General features: G+C 70.3%; 13 protein-coding genes. All 13 read left to right on the top strand.

What is annotated here, in order from left to right; all coding sequences use genetic code 11:
• Nucleotides 1-15: 15 nt before the first annotated feature.
• The 13 genes from AXZ95_RS05015 to AXZ95_RS05075 all read left to right on the top strand — a co-directional run bounded on the left by AXZ95_RS05015 (nt 16) and on the right by AXZ95_RS05075 (nt 17,822).
• Nucleotides 16-2,544: a DNA polymerase III subunit gamma and tau gene (locus AXZ95_RS05015; protein ID WP_018189920.1), complete on the top strand. Its 2,529-nt coding sequence runs from the start codon at nt 16-18 to the stop codon at nt 2,542-2,544.
• A gap of 3 nt (nt 2,545-2,547) precedes the next feature.
• The gene (recR, locus tag AXZ95_RS05020) at nt 2,548-3,144 is read left to right on the top strand and encodes a recombination mediator RecR (protein ID WP_018189921.1); all 597 of its coding nucleotides are present in this window, start codon (nt 2,548-2,550) and stop codon (nt 3,142-3,144) included.
• A gap of 251 nt (nt 3,145-3,395) precedes the next feature.
• On the top strand, nt 3,396-4,682 hold the full coding sequence (locus AXZ95_RS05025; protein WP_018189922.1) for an aspartate kinase: 1,287 nt from the start codon (nt 3,396-3,398) through the stop codon (nt 4,680-4,682).
• A gap of 70 nt (nt 4,683-4,752) precedes the next feature.
• The gene (locus AXZ95_RS05030; protein ID WP_018189923.1) at nt 4,753-5,838 is read left to right on the top strand and encodes an aspartate-semialdehyde dehydrogenase; all 1,086 of its coding nucleotides are present in this window, start codon (nt 4,753-4,755) and stop codon (nt 5,836-5,838) included.
• A 121-nt stretch (nt 5,839-5,959) separates the two neighbouring features.
• A complete protein-coding gene (locus AXZ95_RS05035; RefSeq protein ID WP_018189924.1) occupies nt 5,960-7,435 on the top strand; it encodes a malate:quinone oxidoreductase in 1,476 nt (491 codons plus the stop codon).
• Between the two features lie 216 nt (nt 7,436-7,651).
• Complete coding sequence (locus AXZ95_RS05040) at nt 7,652-9,265, top strand: ABC-F family ATP-binding cassette domain-containing protein (RefSeq protein ID WP_018189925.1); 1,614 nt, start codon at nt 7,652-7,654, stop codon at nt 9,263-9,265.
• Nucleotides 9,266-9,292: 27 nt separating this feature from the next.
• Nucleotides 9,293-10,462: an Rv2578c family radical SAM protein gene (locus tag AXZ95_RS05045; RefSeq protein ID WP_018189926.1), complete on the top strand. Its 1,170-nt coding sequence runs from the start codon at nt 9,293-9,295 to the stop codon at nt 10,460-10,462.
• Nucleotides 10,463-10,587: 125 nt separating this feature from the next.
• Complete coding sequence (locus AXZ95_RS05050) at nt 10,588-11,862, top strand: ATP-binding protein (protein WP_018189927.1); 1,275 nt, start codon at nt 10,588-10,590, stop codon at nt 11,860-11,862.
• Nucleotides 11,859-13,103, top strand: a complete 1,245-nt coding sequence (locus AXZ95_RS05055) for a hypothetical protein (RefSeq protein ID WP_018189928.1) — start codon at nt 11,859-11,861, stop codon at nt 13,101-13,103. Before AXZ95_RS05050 ends, AXZ95_RS05055 begins: the two co-directional genes overlap by 4 nt.
• Before the next feature lie 5 nt (nt 13,104-13,108).
• A complete protein-coding gene (locus AXZ95_RS05060) occupies nt 13,109-13,804 on the top strand; it encodes a response regulator (RefSeq protein WP_018189929.1) in 696 nt (231 codons plus the stop codon).
• 44 nt (nt 13,805-13,848) lie between these two features.
• A complete protein-coding gene (locus AXZ95_RS05065) occupies nt 13,849-14,523 on the top strand; it encodes a thymidine kinase (protein WP_018189930.1) in 675 nt (224 codons plus the stop codon).
• 46 nt (nt 14,524-14,569) lie between these two features.
• Nucleotides 14,570-15,877 (top strand): UDP-glucose/GDP-mannose dehydrogenase family protein, encoded by a 1,308-nt coding sequence (locus AXZ95_RS05070; protein WP_018189931.1) that lies wholly within the window; start codon nt 14,570-14,572, stop codon nt 15,875-15,877.
• A 67-nt stretch (nt 15,878-15,944) separates the two neighbouring features.
• Nucleotides 15,945-17,822 (top strand): DUF4012 domain-containing protein, encoded by a 1,878-nt coding sequence (locus tag AXZ95_RS05075; RefSeq protein WP_018189932.1) that lies wholly within the window; start codon nt 15,945-15,947, stop codon nt 17,820-17,822.
• The last annotated feature ends 17 nt before the right edge of the window (nt 17,823-17,839 follow it).

The following is a 17,839-nucleotide window of genomic DNA, read 5'->3' on the forward strand; positions in this document are numbered from 1 at the left end:
GAGTAGCATGTGTGAGTGGTAACCGCCCTGTATCGCCGCTACCGGCCCGACACCTTCGCCGAGATGATCGGCCAGTCTCAGGTGACGGAGCCGCTGATGACGGCGCTGCGCACCAACCGGGTGAATCACGCCTATCTGTTCTCGGGTCCCCGCGGCTGCGGCAAGACCACTTCGGCCCGCATCCTGGCCCGCTGCCTGAACTGTGCAGAGGGGCCCACCGACACCCCGTGCGGGAAGTGCGCCAGCTGCATCGAGCTGAGCCGCGACGGCGGCGGCTCCCTCGACGTGGTCGAGATCGACGCGGCCAGCCACAACGGCGTCGACGACGCGCGCGACATCCGCGAGCGTGCGATCTTCGCCCCGGCCCGCGACCGCTACAAGATCTTCATCCTCGACGAGGCGCACATGGTCACCCCGCAGGGCTTCAACGCCCTGCTGAAGATCGTGGAGGAGCCGCCGGAGCACGTGAAGTTCATCTTCGCGACGACGGAGCCCGAGAAGGTCATCGGGACCATCCGCTCCCGCACCCACCACTACCCGTTCCGGCTCGTCCCTCCCGCGCAGATGCTGGAGTACGTGCAGAGCCTGTGCGACAGCGAGGGCATGACGGTCGCACCGGGCGTCCTCCCGCTGGTGGTTCGCGCGGGTGGCGGTTCGCCGCGCGACACGTTGTCCCTGCTCGACCAGCTGATGGCCGGGTCCGAGGGCAGCGCCATCGACTACGAGCGGGCGGTCGCCCTCCTCGGTTACACGCACGCCGCGCTGCTCGACGACGTCATCGACGCGATCTCGGCTCGGGATGCGGCGGGCGCCTTCTCCGCGGTCGACCGCGTCATCCAGACGGGACAGGACCCCCGGCGGTTCGTCGAAGACCTGCTGGAGCGGCTGCGCGACCTGATCGTGGTCGCCGCGACGAGTGTCGAGGGGGCTGCGGCCGTGCTCCGCGGCGTCCCGCAGGACGAGCTCGACCGGATGGGCGTGCAGGCCATGAAGTTCGGCGCGGCCGAGCTCAGCCGTGCCGCCGACATCGTGAACGCCGCGCTCACCGAGATGACCGGTGCGACATCGCCGCGGCTCCACCTCGAACTCATGATCGCCCGCGTGCTCGTGCCGTCGAGCGACGAGAGCGAGCGCGGTGCGCTCGCCCGCGTGGAGCGGCTCGAGCGCCGCGTCGGCGTGAGCGACGCCATCGGCTCAGAGCCCGGTCGTGCCGAGTCCGGTCGGACGGAGCGTGCGGGCGCTGAGCGCGGTGCGCCGGCCGCGGCGAGCTCTGCTCCGCCGCGCGAGCAGGTTCGTGCCGCAGCTGCTGCCCCCGCTGCTCCCGCGCCGGAGTCCGCTCCCGCGCCCGTCGCCGCATCCACTCCGGCCGTCGGTCCGGCTCCCGATGCTGCCCCGGCAGATTCGGGTGCCGAGGCAGAGCCCGCCGCAGAAGCCGCGACGGTCACGCCGCCGGCGGAGAAGCCCGCCGCGGCGCCGGCTCCCCCGGAACAGCCCTCCGCGCCCGCTGCGTCTCCGGCTCCCGCGGCGGCCGCCGTCGGCCCCGTCACCACGCAGCAGGTCAAGGACGCCTGGCCGCAGATCCTCGACGCCGTGCAGCGGGCGAAGCGCAGCGCTTGGATGGTCGTGTTCACCGCGCAGGTGCGCTCGCTGAACGGCGACGTCCTGTCGCTGTCGTTCCCGAGCGACAACGACGTCCAGAGCTTCCGGCAGCCCGACGCCGGCGGTGCTCCGGGCGTCAGCGAGTACCTCCGTCAGGCGATCGTCGACGTCCTCGGCATCCGCGTGAAGTTCATCGCGAAGGCCGACTCGGCTCCCGGGTCGGGCGGGTCGCCCCGTCCCTCCGCCGGTGCGCCCGCCGCGCCCGCGGCCGAGGCCTGGCCGGGCGCCGAGCCCGGCGACGCTCGCGAGGCGACGCCGGCCGCCCGCACGGCATCCGCTCCGAGCACTCCGGTTCAGCGCGACACCGCCTCCCCGCGGTCGACGGCAACCGACGCGGCGTCGACTCGCACCGCGTCCTCGGACGCCGCCGCCCCGGCGGCCGTGGTCACCGAGTGGGCGACCGTCACCATCCCCTCGTCGCGCGAGACGGCCGAGGCGGCCGCACCGGTGACGTCCGCGGTGGCGACCATGGAGCGTCCGGCTGCGCCGGCCGCAGCACCTCAGGCACCTGCGCCTGCCGCCGCTCCGCAGGGCGCCCCAGCGCCGGAGGAGCCGCCGTACGACGACGTCCCTCCGCCCGAGATAGAGCCGCCGTTCGAGCCGCCCGTCCCGGAGGAGCCCGTGGGCGACTGGGCCGCCGCTCCGTCCGCGACGGCCGCCGCCGCTCCGTCCGCAGCCCCGTCGGCGCAGCCCACGCGCAGTGCCGAGAGCGCATCGTCCGGCGATGCCTCACGCGCCGCGCGCCCGTCCTCCGCCCCGGCCGCAGGCTCCCGAACTCCGACCTTCCAGCAGCCGCAGCGGTACGGCGAAGCTGTGGTGCGCGAGATCCTCGGAGCCACCTTCATCGAGGAGCAGCCTGCACCTCCGACCCCGGGGATGAGGTAGCCGGTGTACGAAGGCATCGTCCAGGAGCTGATCGACGAGCTCGGGCGGCTGCCGGGCATCGGCCCGAAGTCCGCTCAGCGCATCGCGTTCCACATCCTTCAAACGGAGACGTTCGACGTCACCCGCCTCGCGGAGGTGCTGCTCGAGGTGCGCGACAAGGTGCGCTTCTGCGAGATCTGCGGAAACGTGTCGGAGGAGGTCACCTGCTCCATCTGTCGTGACCCGAGGCGCACGCCGAACCTCATCTGCGTGGTGGAGGAGGCGAAGGACGTCGTCGCGATCGAGCGCACCCGCGAGTTCCGCGGGCTGTACCACGTGCTCGGCGGGGCGATCAGCCCCATCGACGGCGTCGGGCCCGACGACCTGCGCATCCGCCAGCTGATGCAGCGACTCGCCGACGGCACGGTTCAGGAGGTGATCATCGCCACCGATCCGAACCTCGAGGGCGAGGCCACCGCCACCTACCTCAGCCGCCTGCTCACCACGCTCGAGATCCGCGTGACGCGGCTCGCCTCCGGCCTGCCGGTCGGCGGCGACCTCGAGTACGCCGACGAGGTCACGCTCGGTCGCGCGTTCGAGGGCCGCCGCCAGGTCTCCTGACCTCGCCCGGCCTGACCACCTGCGCTCAGCCCCCACTCCCGCGGTGCAGAACGGAGGAGCCTCACCCGCCACGCCGTGTGCCGCTCCTCAACGGAGGAAGACGACTCCGGAACGCCCCGCGAACTCCTCCGTTCGGGCACACCGCACGCACACCTCCTCCGATGACCGTCCTTGTCAACAGGTGTCGTCACATGAAGGAACGGTCATATCCCGATCGGTAGGATGGGAAGCCCGTGAGTTCAGGAGAGTCTGTGGCCCTCATCGTCCAGAAGTTCGGCGGTTCGTCCGTCGCGACAGCTGAGAGCATCAAGCGCGTCGCGAAGCGCATCGTCGAGACGCGCAAGGCAGGCAACGAGGTCGTCGTCGCCGTCTCCGCGATGGGCGACACGACGGACGAGCTGATCGACCTGGCGCACGAGGTCACCCCGATCCCCGCGCCTCGCGAGCTCGACATGCTGCTCACCGCGGGCGAGCGCATCTCCATGGCGCTGCTCGCGATGGCGATCAAGAGCATGGGATACGACGCGCGCTCCTTCACGGGCAGCCAGGCCGGCATGATCACCGACGCGCAGCACGGCTCCGCGCGCATCGTCGACGTCACGCCCGGCCGCATCCAGGATGCGCTGACCGAGGGCGCCATAGCGATCGTCGCCGGATTCCAGGGGTTCAGCCGCGAGTCGCGCGACATCACCACGCTCGGCCGCGGCGGGTCGGACACGACGGCCGTCGCCCTCGCCGCCGCCCTCGGCGCGGAGGTCTGCGAGATCTACACCGATGTCGACGGCGTCTTCACCTCCGACCCGCGGCAGGTGCCCCTCGCCCGCAAGATCGACCGCATCACCAGCGAGGAGATGCTGGAGTTGGCGGCCGCCGGCGCGAAGGTGCTGCACATCCGCGCCGTCGAGTACGCACGGCGACACAACGTGACGCTGCACGTGCGCTCGTCGTTCTCCAACAAGGAGGGCACGTATGTCCTCAACGAAGCAGCGGCCGCCGAGGCCGCCAAGAAGGATGGAACCGTGGAAGAGCCCATCATCTCCGGCGTGGCCACCGACCTGAGCGAGGCCAAGATCACCGTCGTCGGCGTGCCCGACGTGCCCGGCAAGGCCGCGCAGATCTTCAAGATCGTCGCGAAGGCGAACGCGAACGTCGACATGATCGTCCAGAACGTGTCCGCTGCGGCGACGAGCCTCACCGACATCTCCTTCACCCTCCCCAAGTCGGAGGGGCAGCGCGTGCTGACCGCCCTCACCGCCGAGCGCGACGAGGTCGGCTACCAGTCGCTGCAGTACGACGACCAGATCGGCAAGCTGGCCCTGGTCGGCGCCGGGATGCGCACCAACTCCGGCGTCTCCGCGAAGCTCTTCGAGGCGCTCTACGACGCGGGCATCAACATCGAGATGATCTCGACCAGCGAGATCCGCATCTCGGTCGTCACCCGCGCCGATACGGTCGCCGAGGCCGCCCGCGTCGTCCACACGGCCTTCGGGCTCGACGGAGACGAAAAGGCCGTCGTCTACGCCGGCACCGGCCGGTAGTTCGCACGCCGAACGGGAATGGCCGCGCGACCGGCGCGGTTGACCACACGAAACGACCCAAGGGGCTGACATGACCGAGTTCACCGATTTCGACAGCAACGGCGTCCGTCTGGCCGTCGTCGGCGCGACCGGCCAGGTGGGCGGCGTGATGCGCCGCCTGCTGGAGGAGCGCGCGTTCCCGGTGAAGAGCATCCGCTTCTTCGCCTCCTCCCGCTCGGCCGGAACGACCCTGCCGTTCAAGGGCCAGGAGATCACGGTCGAGGATGTAGCGACCGCCGACGTCTCCGGCATCGACATCGCGCTGTTCTCGGCGGGTGCCACCGGGTCGAAGGCTCACGCCCCCCGGTTCGCCGAGGCCGGCGCCATCGTGATCGACAACTCGAGCGGCTGGCGCATGGACCCGGACGTCCCGCTCGTGGTGTCGGAGGTCAACCCCGACGCCATCGCCGATGCGCGCAAGGGCATCATCGCGAACCCGAACTGCACGACCATGGCGGCCATGCCCGTCCTGAAGCCGCTGCACGACGAGGCGGGCCTGTCGCGCCTCGTGGTCAGCACCTACCAGGCGGTCTCGGGCTCCGGCCTCGCCGGCGCCGAGGAGCTCGCCGAGCAGGCGCGCGCCGCGATCGCGGACGAGCACCTGCTCGACCTGGTGCACGACGGCTCGGCGGTGACCCTGCCCGCGCCGGTCAAGTACGTCCGTCCGATCGCGTTCGACGTCATCCCGCTGGCCGGCTCCATCGTCGACGACGGGTTCAATGAGACCGACGAGGAGAAGAAGCTGCGCAACGAGTCGCGCAAGATCCTCGACCTGCCGGGTCTCCTCGTGAGCGGCACCTGCGTCCGCGTCCCCGTGTTCACCGGTCACTCGCTCTCCATCAACGCCGAGTTCGAGAAGCCGATCAGCCCCGAGCGCGTCGCCGAACTGCTGGCCGACGCCCCTGGCGTGCAGCTGACCGACGTCCCCACCCCGCTGCAGGCCGCCGGAAGCGACCCCAGCTTCGTCGGCCGCATCCGCGCGGACGAGGGAGCACCGGAGGGCCGCGGTATCGCGCTGTTCATTAGCAACGACAACCTGCGGAAGGGTGCGGCACTCAACGCGGTGCAGATCGCCGAGTTGGTGGCCGAGCGCCTGACGAATCCCGTCACCGCCTGATCCACTCGGGCCGTTCGGTCGCGGCGAGCGGAGTTGTCTCGATATCGAGACAACTTCCTCGCCGTCGGCCGTGTCCGCGCCTGCGGGCGGTCGGGTGGCCGCCGCATCATAGGATTGACGGGTGAGCAATTCTCCCATCGACGTCGTCCTGATCGGCGGCGGCATCATGAGTGCGACGCTCGGGGCCATGATCCAGCGTGTCCAGCCCGACTGGAGCATCCGCATCTACGAGCGCCTGGGCGAAGTGGCCCAGGAATCGTCGAACCCGTGGAACAACGCCGGCACCGGCCATGCCGCCCTCTGCGAGCTCAACTACATGCCCGAGGCCTCCGACGGCACCGTCGACCCCGCCAAGGCGATCAGCATCAACGAGCAGTTCCAGCTCAGCCGGCAGTTCTGGGCGAGCCTTGTGGCCGCGGGTGACCTGCCCGAGCCGCACACGTTCATCAACTCCACGCCGCACATGACCTTCGTGCGCGGCCGGGACAACGTGCGCTACCTCCGGAAGCGCTACGAGGCGCTGAAGGACCAGCCGCTGTTCGCCGGCATGGAGTACTCCGAAGACCCTGCCGTCATCGGAGAGTGGACGCCGCTGCTCACCAAGAAGCGCAACGCGAAGCAGCGCATCGCCGCGACCCGTCAGACGTCCGGCACCGACGTCGACTTCGGCGCTCTGACGCGTGCGCTCATCGACAACCTGATCGAGAACGGCGCGGAGCTCGCGCTCAATCACACCGTCCGCAGCATCAAGCGCACCAAGGACGGCCTCTGGCGGCTCTCCGTCAAGCACGAGGTCGGCAACACCCCGCACGTCGCGACCGCACGGTTCGTCTTCGTCGGCGCGGGCGGCGGCGCGCTGCACCTGCTCCAGAAGTCCGGCATCCCGGAGATCAAGGGCTTCGGCGGCTTCCCGATCTCGGGTCAGTTCCTGCGGACCACCAACCCGAAGCTGGTCGCTCAGCACCAGGCGAAGGTCTACGGCAAGGCCGCCGTCGGCGCCCCGCCGATGTCGGTGCCGCACCTCGACACCCGTGTCGTCGACGGCCAGGCCTCGCTGCTGTTCGGCCCGTACGCCGGGTTCAGCCCGAAGTTCCTGAAGACCGGCTCCTGGTTCGACCTGCCCGGCTCCGTCCGCCCCGGCAACATCGGCCCGATGCTGGCCGTCGCCCGCGACAACTTCGACCTCATCAAGTACCTCGTCGGCGAGCTCCTCGCCAACCGCGCGAAGAAGCTGAAGGCGCTGCAGGAGTTCATGCCGACCGCCAAGATGGAGGACTGGGAGCTCATCACCGCAGGCCAGCGCGTGCAGGTGATGAAGAAGGATGCCAAGAAGGGCGGCGTCCTCCAGTTCGGCACCGAGGTGGTCGCGGCGGAGGACGGCTCGATCGCCGGTCTCCTCGGAGCCTCGCCGGGCGCATCCACCGCCGTCCCGATCATGGTCGATCTGCTGAAGCACTGCTTCCCCGACCGTTTCGGCGACTGGCTGCCGACGCTGAAGGAACTGATCCCGACGGTCGGAACGACGCTGAACGATCGCCCGGACGAGGCCAAGCGCGTGCTCGACACCACGGCGGAGACCCTGCAGCTGCAGCAGTAGTCCTCTGGACAGCCGCGTGGACGGCCTGGTATGGTCGTCCACGCTATGAAGTGAGAACCTCCTGACGTCCCGCGCCTGAGGCGCCGTCGATGTGAGTGAGGACCCTTCGGTCGCTGCGCTGCCCGGTCAGGCACCTGGGCGCTCCGGCGCCACTCACGACGGAGATCGCCCGGCGGGAAACCGCTCCTCGTGGAGCGCCCGGAAAGGCGGTTCCCCATGCCAACGATCACTCTCACCCCGCTGCGCGCCGACGGCGTCTCTGTCACCTACGGCGAGCGTCGTGTGCTCACCGACGTCTCGCTCACGGTCGGCCCCGGCGCCCGGCTCGGCCTCATCGGCGAGAACGGTGCAGGCAAATCCACTCTTCTGCGCGTCCTGGCCGGTGCCGAGACACCGGACGCAGGCGCGCTGACCCGGCCGGAGCGGACCGGCTTCCTCTGGCAGGAGGTGCGGTTCGAGCCGGGCGCGACGCTCGCAGCGCTGATCGAGGATGCGCTCACCGATGTCCGTGCGATCGAGCGCGAACTCGAGGAGGCGGCCTCCGCGCTCGGCTCCGGCGACCCGGTCTCCGATGCGCGATACGACGCCGCCCTCGCGGCGGCCGAACGCGCCGAGATCTGGAGCGTCGAGGCGCGCCGGGACGAGTTGCTCGATGGACTCGGGGTCGGTGACATCCCGCTGTCGCGGAGGCTGAGCGAGGTCTCCGGCGGTCAACGCAGCCGGTTCGCTCTCGCCGCGCTGCTCCTCGCCCGCCCGGAAGCCCTGCTGCTCGACGAGCCGACGAACCACCTGGACGACGAGGCGGCGGCCTTCCTGGAGCGACAGCTGCGGGGGTGGGCGGGGCCGGTCGTATTCGCCAGCCACGACCGCGCGTTCCTCGATGCGGTGGCCACCAGCCTGCTCGACCTCGACCCCGCGCGCTCGGGCACCACGGTCTTCGGCGGAGGGTACAGCGCGTATCTGGCCGAGAAGGAGGCGGAACGGGCGCGATGGGAGAAGCAGTACGCCGATGAGCAGCACGAGCTCAAGGAGCTCGAGCATGCCGTTGACGTTACTGCCCGGTCCATCGCCTGGTCGGGGAAAGTGCGCGACAACGACAAGTTCGTGAAGTCGGTCAAGGGCAACGCGCTCGATCGCCAGATCAGCCGGCGCATCCGCAACGCGGACGGGCGGCTGCAGGAGCTGCGCGCCGGCCAGGTGCGGAAGCCGCCTGCGCGTCTGGGCTTCGCGGGCATCCCGTCGGGGTTCCAGGTGCTCGGCGACGGTTCAGAGCTGCTGGTCCAGGCACGCGGGGTGCACATCCCGGGCCGTCTCCGGGTCGAGGAGTTCGTCGTCGCGCCCGCGAGCCGCATCCTGGTGACGGGGGCGAACGGAGCGGGCAAGTCGACCCTGCTGTCGGTGCTCGCCGGCCGCCTCGAGCCGGCGAGCGGTGCCGTGCAGCGACGGCGCGGTCTCCGCGTCGGATTGCTGGAGCAGGATGTGCGGTTCGCCGATCCTGCGCTCTCACCGCGCCGGATCTACGAGTCGGCGGTGGGGGAGCGGCGGTCGGAAGCGGTGCCGCTCACCTCGCTCGGGCTCATCGCCCCGCGCGACGCCGATCGGGCGGTGGGCACACTGTCCGTCGGTCAGCAGCGGCGACTCGCGCTGGCTCTGATCCTCGCCCGTCCGCCGCACGTGTTCCTGCTCGACGAGCCGACCAACCATCTCTCGCTGACGCTCGCGTCGGAGCTGGAGGACGCACTGGGCGCCTATCCGGGCGCGGTCGTGGTGGCGAGCCACGACCGCTGGCTCCGCTCGGGCTGGAGAGGAGAGACGGTGCATCTTGCTTAAGATTCGAACATATGTTCGAATAGAGACATGCGCTGGAGTGGTCAGGAGTTGTCGGTCGATGAGCCGTCCGCCCTGCCCGGGCTTGCGCGGCTGAACAACCTGGTGCGCTCGGTGCGCACTCCCGACTTCGCCGGCATCACGTTCCACGAGGTGCTGGCGAAGTCGGCGCTCAACCGCATCCCGGGTGGTGGAGGGCCGATGCCGTTCGGGTGGACGATCAATCCGTACCGCGGGTGCTCGCACGCCTGCGTGTACTGCTTCGCCCGGCCGACGCACACCTACCTCGACCTCGACTCGGGCAAAGACTTCGACAACGAGATCATCGTCAAGGTGAACGTGGCCGAGGTGCTGCGTAAAGAGCTCGCCAAGCCCAGCTGGGGTCATCATCCGGTGGCTCTCGGCACCAACACCGATCCGTACCAGCGGGCGGAGGGGCGATACGGACTGATGCCCGGGATCATCGACGCGCTCGCCGACTCGGGCACGCCGTTCAGCATCCTCACGAAGGGATCCCTGCTGCGGCGCGATCTCGACCGACTGGTCGAGGCGAACAAGCGGGTGCCCGTCGATCTCGCCATGTCGATCGCGGTCTACGACGACGATCTGCAGCAGTCGATCGAGCCCGGCACTCCGACGACCAAGGCCCGCCTCGCCACGGTCACCGCGGTGCGCGAGCACGGCCTCGACTGCTCCGTGTTCCTGATGCCGATCATCCCGTACCTGACAGACACCCGGGCCCATCTCGACGAGGCGCTGCGGCAGGCGAAGGAGGCAGGCGCCACCTCCGTGCTCTATTCGGCGCTGCATCTGAAGCCGGGCGTCAAGGAGTGGTTCTACCTCTGGCTCGGGCGGGAGCATCCCGAGCTGTTGCCGCAGTATCGCCGCATGTACGGGCGCGGCACCTACGCGCCGCAGGAGTACCGCCGGTGGCTGGCCGGGCGCATCAAGCCCCTGATCCGAGCGCACGGTCTGGAGCGCGGCCGCGAAGACCCGATGACCGGCGGGGTCCGCTCCAGTGCGCTCGGGATGCTGCGCGACGACGAGGGGGAGCGCCAGTTGGTGGGGTCCGCTGTGCGTGCGGCGGGGTCCGCGGCGGGGTCGGCGGGATCCGCTGCGTCGCAGGGGGAGGCGCCGGACGCGGCGTCGATCGTGAGCGCCTCCCTGACGGGCTTGGGGGTGCAGCCGACCCTGTTCTGAGGGTGGTCCTCTCGCAGCCAACTCCACAGAGACATCTACGCCAGCCATGTCCGGGCGATCGGGGTACGAGCGACCGGGGTACACAGAGTCCGCGTCGGATGCCATAATCCGGGAGGGACCGATGAGTGCTCGGATCCGGAAGGGACGACGACGTGTCGCTCGGTCTGCCCAGCCATCTGGCACGACCTGCGAACTCGCGCGCCCTCGCAACGGCTGCCCGCTGGGCCGGCCTGATCTGCCTCGCCGCCGCCGTCGTGAACGTCGGCAGCGCCAGTCTGGCCGACGGCAACGTGACCTCCTGGGTGACATTGCTCGTGCTGGTGCCGATGGTCGCCCTCCTGCTGGCGCTGGCGCGCGGGCGCACCGCGGGGCTCACGATCGCGTACCTGCTCGTCGGCACCGTGTGCACGTATTTCTACGTCGTCGCCCTGTTCACCAGCACGCCGGCGTACCGGGACACCAACCTCTTCGTGGTCGCTCTGCCGGTAGTCGCGATGACGTTGGTCGGCGGGACGGGCACGGGGGCGCTCGCCGGGATCCTCTGGGCGACTCTCGGCTTCGCCCTCGCGGAGGCGGCCGTGATCTTCGGTGCTGCGACGACCGGCCGCGCCTACATCCCCGACGCCATCTCGCTCGGGGCGTACCTGCTGCTCGTCGGAGTGCTGACGTTCGACGGGCTGACCCGCGGAACGCGTTCACGTGCGCAAGCGGCTCTGCATCGCGCTGTACGCGATGCCCGGCTTGTCGACCTCCGCCGCGAGCTGCTGGCCGCATCCACCGCCGACCTTCACGACACGGTTCTCAGCGAGCTGGTGGCCGTCGCCGGTGCGCAGCCCGGGTCTCTAGACGATCGTCTCGCGCGTCGTATCGACGCCGACCTCCGCGGTCTCGCCGCTGGCGTGCCGGCAGCGGAAGGTGGCGGGGCCGAGGTGGCCGGGGTGGCCGGGGTCGCAAGGGTCGCGGTGCCTGACGCGGACCCGTGGTACGACAGCGAACTCCACCGCGCCATCGAGGCGGCCCGCGACGAGGGGCTCACGGTCGACATCTCGGGAGACCGCACGGCGTACACCACCCTCGGTGACGAGGCCCGTCGTGCCCTGGGGCTGGCGGTCCGGCAGTGCCTCGTGAACGTCGTCCGGCATTCCGGCAGCCCGAGCGCCGAAGTGGCCCTGTCTGCGGGCGGCGGGTCCCTCTCCGTCATGGTGGTGGATGGCGGCAGCGGCTTCCCGGCGTCGGCCCCCGCAGCCGATCGCCTGGGGCTCCGCCAGTCCGTCGGCGACCGGATCGCCCGGGTGGGCGGCACCGTCGACATCTACTCGAGTGCCGATGTGGGCACGACCGTCATCCTGACCGTTCCGATCGGGCCGGAAGCAGCCGTCTCCGAGGGGCGCGCCGGATGACCGCACTGAACCCCCGCACGATCGTCGGGGCCCGATCGGTGACGCTCGAGCGGACGCCTCAGCGGCTCGACCCGCTCGGAGCCCAGTCGGCGTGGCCGCTCGTGCCCCTGCTCGGGGCGGTCGCGCTGGCGTACGCCGTGTACTCGACGATCATCCACGCAGGCCAGCTGCGGAACACCTCCCTCGCGATCGTCGCCATCGGCGTCCTCCTCCTTGCCGTCGTGATCGCCGCCATCCGCACCCATCCCGGGTTCGCCCCGTTCGGGCGCTGGTCCCATTTCTCGGTCGTCGCGTTCGCTGTCACCGCCGCAGCGCTGTTCGACTCGGCCGTGTGGGGCCGCAACGAACGCATCCAAGACGACTGGGGGCAGATCGCCGTCGCCCTCCTGCTCGTCGCGATGCCGCTCTATCGCCCGATCGGAGAGGTCGCCGGCTCGGCGCTCGTCGCCGCGATCGTCCTCGGCGGATTGGCCGCGGTCCAGCACTCGCTCGTCATCGCGAATGACCCCCTGGTGTACGCCACGGTGGCGGCGACGCCGATCCTCGCCTTGGCCGCAGGAGGTGCCGGGTACGCCTGGACGTTGACGGGGGAGACGTTGCGCTGGCGGGAGGTCGCGCGGGAGGGTCAGCTCCGGTTGGAGTCCGAGCTCCGCCAGGCGGCCGAGCGCATGATCGCTCAGGAGCGCATGACCGCGCTGAACGCGGAGGCTGTGCCGTTCCTGACGGCCGTCGCGCATCGCGGCGCCGTGACCGAAGAGGACACCCTGCGCGCCCGCGCCATCGCCGAACGCCTCCGAGGGATGTCGGTGCGCGCCGTCTCGCGCACCTGGCTGGAGGACACCCTCGAGCTCGCCCTCGCCCCTCGACTGGTGGAGGCGCCCATCACCCCCGTCGACGAGGAGACCGGCCCGCGGGTCGACGACCCGGACCGCCTCGAGCGTGTGCTGACCGCCGACCAGCGCGCCATCGTCGGAGCCCTCATCGCCACCGTTGCCGCTCGCCCCGGCCTCGACCCTCGCTCCGTCCTCCTCGAAGCAAGCGACCCCGAACAGCCGTCGTTCGCACTGCATGCGAAGATCGCAGAGCCCCGCGCCGAGCTGCGTCGCGAGCTCCTTCCGTTCGTCAGCTCCCTCAACTCCGTCGCAATGCGCGCCACGATGCGGCTGCGCGGTGGCGACGTCACCATCCGATTCGCCTACCCCCACGGCGGATTCCCCGACAGCGAAGGCAGAAGACGATGAGAACCATGCGTCCGGATGACCCCGGAGCGCCGGCGACCTCGGCCGCCGGACGATCCACGGAGCCGCCGATCCGTCTGGCGATCCTGGACGACCACGAGATCCTGCTCGACAGCCTGGCGTCGTGGATCGAGAAGAACGCCCCCGAGTTCGACCTCGTCGTCCGCGCCGGCAGCTGGCTGGAACTGGTGCACAGCGACGCCTTCCCGACCGACCTCGTCATCATGGACCTGCAACTGAAGGAGTCGGTATCCATCGGCGCCCGGGTCCGCACCTGCCGTGCCGCGGGCGCGAAGGTCGTCGTCCTCAGCGCCGTCGACACACCGGAGGACCGGGATGCGGCGCTCGCCGCCGGAGCCGTCGCCTACGTCACCAAGTCGCAGCCGATGACCGAGCTGGTCGCCGCAGCGCTGTCGGCGTCCGGACGCGGTGTCGGCCGGACCGCCGCACCGACAGCCTGGCGCCCGAAGCCCCTCATCCCCGAGTCCGCCCGGCCGCGGCTGAGCGACGGCGAGCGTCAGGCCCTCGTCCTCTACGCCGACGGGCGGACCACCTCCGAGGTGGCGCGCGCCATGAACGTGCAGTACGAGACGGCCAAGACCTACCTGCGGCGGGTGCGCGAGAAGTACGGCAAGGCCGGACGTCCGACGAGCTCCCGCGCCGACCTGATCCGCCGGGCGGCGGAGGACGGATACCTCACCTGACGCGCCATCGGGCTTCCGTCATCCGTGCCGCATAGGATCGGTGCGTGGCAAAACTGTATTTCCGCTACGGAGCGATGAACAGCGGCAAGAGCACGGCCATGCTTCAGGCCGCCTACAACTACGAGGAGCGCGGCCACCGCGTCCTGCTCACGAAGCCGTCGATCGACACGAAGGGCGACCTGGGCATCCTCTCCCGCCTGGGCGTCACCCGGGAAGTCGACTTCCTCATCGCGCCCGAGACCGACGCGTACGGCGCCTTCCAGCGGCACCGCGAACGCACCATCAAGCGCTTCGACACCGACGTCAGCGCGCTCCTGGTCGATGAGGCCCAGTTCCTGACCGAGGCGCAGGTCGACGACCTCCTGCGCATCGCGCTGCTCGACAACGTCCCGGTGCTCGCGTACGGCATCCGCACGGACTTCCAGACCGTCGCGTTCCCGGGGAGCCGCCGGCTGCTCGAGGTCGCGCACAGCCTGGAAGAGCTGAAGACGATCTGCCGCTGCGGGCGCAAGGCGATCTTCAACGCCCGCAAGATCGACGGGGTGTTCGTCTTCGACGGCGACCAGGTCGCGATCGACGGTGCATCGGTGTCGTACGAGTCCCTCTGCGGGAACTGCTACCTTCAGGAAAGTCGAGGGGTGCTCAACAACGGCCGACGGCATTGGCCGGTCGAGGCGGCTCCCGCCTACGTCGACGAGCCCGACCCCGACTTCACCTGATCCGCACCACGCCCGAAGGCGACCTCACCCGAAGGAACTGCACACCATGAGAATCTCCGTGATCGGCTGCGGCTACCTCGGAGCGGTCCACGCCGCCTCGATGGCCCACCTGGGCCACGACGTCGTCGGTATCGACGTCGACGAGGCCAAGATCGCCCTCCTCTCCGCCGGTCGTCCGCCGTTCTTCGAACCCGGGCTGCCGGAGGTGCTCGAGTCGGCCGCGCCGTCCGGGCGCCTGCGCTTCACCACGGATTTCTCCGCCGTGTCCGAGGCCGACGTCCACTTCGTCGCCGTCGGCACGCCCCAGGTTGCCGACGGGGATGCGGCGGACATGCGCTTCGTCGACGCCGCATTCGCCTCCCTCCTGGAGCACGTGAAGCCCGGCGATCTCATCGTCGGCAAGAGCACCGTCCCGGTCGGGACCGCCGCGCGTCTGGCGGAGCTAGTCGCGCAGGCGCAGCCGGAGGTCACACTCGCCTGGAACCCCGAGTTCCTCCGCGAGGGATTCGCGGTGAGCGACACCGTGAGCCCCGACCGCCTCGTGTACGGCGTTCCCGAGGGCGAGTCGGGGGAGCGCGCCGCACGCCTGCTCGACGAGGTCTACGCGTCCGCGGTCGCCGCGGGCACACCGGTCATCGTGACCGACTACGCGACTTCCGAGCTCGTCAAGGTCTCGGCGAACGCCTTCCTCGCCACGAAGATCTCGTTCATCAATGCGATGGCCGAGATCGCCGAAGTGACCGGCGCGGATGTGACCAAGCTGGCGGACGCGATCGGGCACGACGCGCGCATCGGACGCCGCTTCCTCAACGCGGGAGTCGGGTTCGGCGGCGGCTGCCTCCCGAAGGACATCCGCGCATTCAGTGCCAGGGCCCGCGAGCTCGGCAAGGGCGACGCTGTCCGGTTCCTCGACGAGGTCGATCAGATCAACCTGCGCCGTCGGACGCGTGTCGTCGAACTGGTGCGCGAGGAGGCCGGTGGACTGGCCGGCGTGCGCGTCGGTGTGCTGGGACTCGCCTTCAAGCCGCACTCGGACGACATCCGCGACTCCCCGGCGCTGGATATCGCCATGCGACTCGCCGACGCGGGGGCGATCGTCACCGCGACCGACCCTCAGGCCGTCGAGAACGCACGACGTCGTGCGCCCCAGCTGCGCTTCGCAGAGACGGCGGAGGACGCGGTCCGGGATGCGGACGTCGTCGTCCTGATCACGGAGTGGCCGGAGTTCACGGGCCTGGACCCGGCAGCGGTCGGCGAGCTCGTGGCGCATCGCACGGTGATCGATGGACGCAATGCGCTCGACCCGGCGGCATGGCGCGGAGCAGGGTGGACGTATCGCGGTTTGGGCCGCTGAGCACCCTCCGCAGAACTCGCCCCATTTGGGGGCCGCCAAAAAAGTGAGGATTTGTTAGATTTGTCGCATGGCGACAGGTCTCACGGAGCCGGACGCGCCGCCGCGTCCCGCGGTTGGGCCGTCGGTCGCGCCGCGAAGACGTCGCAGGCTGCGGCATCCCGTCCTCGTCGGCATCCTCGTCGGGCTGGGCGCCATCCTGCTTTTCACCATCGTGTGGATCGGCGTCCGCGGCTTCCTGGCCCAGCGCGCGCTCACTGACGCCATCCCGGCAGCCGAGCAGGTGAAGACCGCGATCGCGACGGGGGACCTCGCCGCCGCGGGTCGCGCCGCCGACTCGCTCAGCCGGAAGACGCACGAGGCCGCGGCGCTCACCTCGGATCCGGTCTGGGTCACCGTCGAAGCCGTCCCGTGGCTGGGGCCGAACCTCGCGGCGGTCCGCACTGCTGCGGCCGCGTCCGACGATGTGGCCTCACGGGTCGTGCGGCCGCTGGTCGCCGCCGGCACCGGCGTGGACCTCCGCGCTCTGGCCATCACGGATGGCCGGATCGACCTCGCACCGATCACGGCGGCGCAGCCCGCGGTCGCGAAGGCCCGGTCGGCCTTCACCGACGCTCGCGCGAGCGTCGCGACCATCGAGACCGGCGCTCTCGTGAGTCCGGTCGCGTCGGGAGTCGATCGGCTGCACGATGTGCTCGACAAGGCGGCTCCGGAGATGGATGCGCTCGGCAACGCCGTCCGCCTGCTTCCTTCGATGCTGGGCGCCGACGGTCCGCGCGACTACCTCCTGGCCGCCCAGAACCCGGCCGAGCTCCGCGCGACGGGCGGTCTGATCGGCGCGGTCGCCCTCGTCCATGCCGACAACGGCGCTGTCACGCTGCAGCGTCAGGAGGCCGGCACCTCCATCGGTCCGTGGAAGACCCCGGTCGCCGACGTGCCGCTCAACACGGAGGGCCTCTACGGACCGCTCGTCGGCCGCTACCTTCAGGATGCCAATCTCACTCCGGACTTCCCGCTCGCGGCGGCGACCGCCTCGCGGATGTGGACGACGACCTACGGTGGCACCGTCGACGGCGTGATCGCCGTCGACCCGGTCGTCCTCAGCGGCCTCCTCAAGGCGACGGGCCCAGTGACGCTGCCGACCGGCGATCGGCTCACCTCCGCCAACGCCGTGAAGATGCTCCTGAGCGACGTCTATCAGCGCTACGAGGATCCGGCGCAGCAGGACGCCTTCTTCGCGTCCGCCGCGAGTGCCGTGTTCGACCGGATGTCGTCCGGGAACGTGGATGCGAAGAAGCTGCTGACCGCGCTGGCGGACGCCGGCGAGTCGCGCCGTGTGCTGATCTGGACCACGCACACCGAGGACCAGAAGGTGCTCGCGGGCACGACGCTCGCCGGAGGCCTTCCCGCGTCCGATCTGTCGACCGCGGGCATCGGCGTGTACTTCAACGACGCGACCGGCGCCAAGATGGACTACTACCTCCGCACCTCGGTCGCTGCCGGATCCGCCGTGTGCCGCGCGGACGGCAAGCCCTCGACGGTCGTCACGGTCACGCTGACCAACCGGGCCCCCGCAGACGCCGGGACGACCCTGCCTCGTTACGTGACCGGCGGTGGCACGTACGGCGTGACTCCCGGCAACATCCGCACGCGGGTGGCCGTCTACGGGCCGACGGGAGGACTCCTGGCCGCGACATTGAGCGGCGGGGAGAACTACACCACCGTTGCGGGCGTCGATCGCTCGCGGCCGGTCAGTCTGTACACGGTCGAACTGGCTCCGGGGGAGTCGAAGACCGTCACCGTGCAGTTCCTGAACGACCAGCAGACGTCGTCGGACCTCAGCGTCGTGACCACGCCGACGCTTCCGGGGGACGGTACGACCCCCGATGTGGGGGCACGCAACGCCGTCGCGCCCATTGTCGTACAGTGCTCGTCCGTCGTAAAGTGAGTATTACTCAACTAACC

Source organism: Leifsonia sp. 115AMFTsu3.1, assembly GCF_004362795.1.
Taxonomy (GTDB): Bacteria; Actinomycetota; Actinomycetes; order Actinomycetales; family Microbacteriaceae; genus Leifsonia.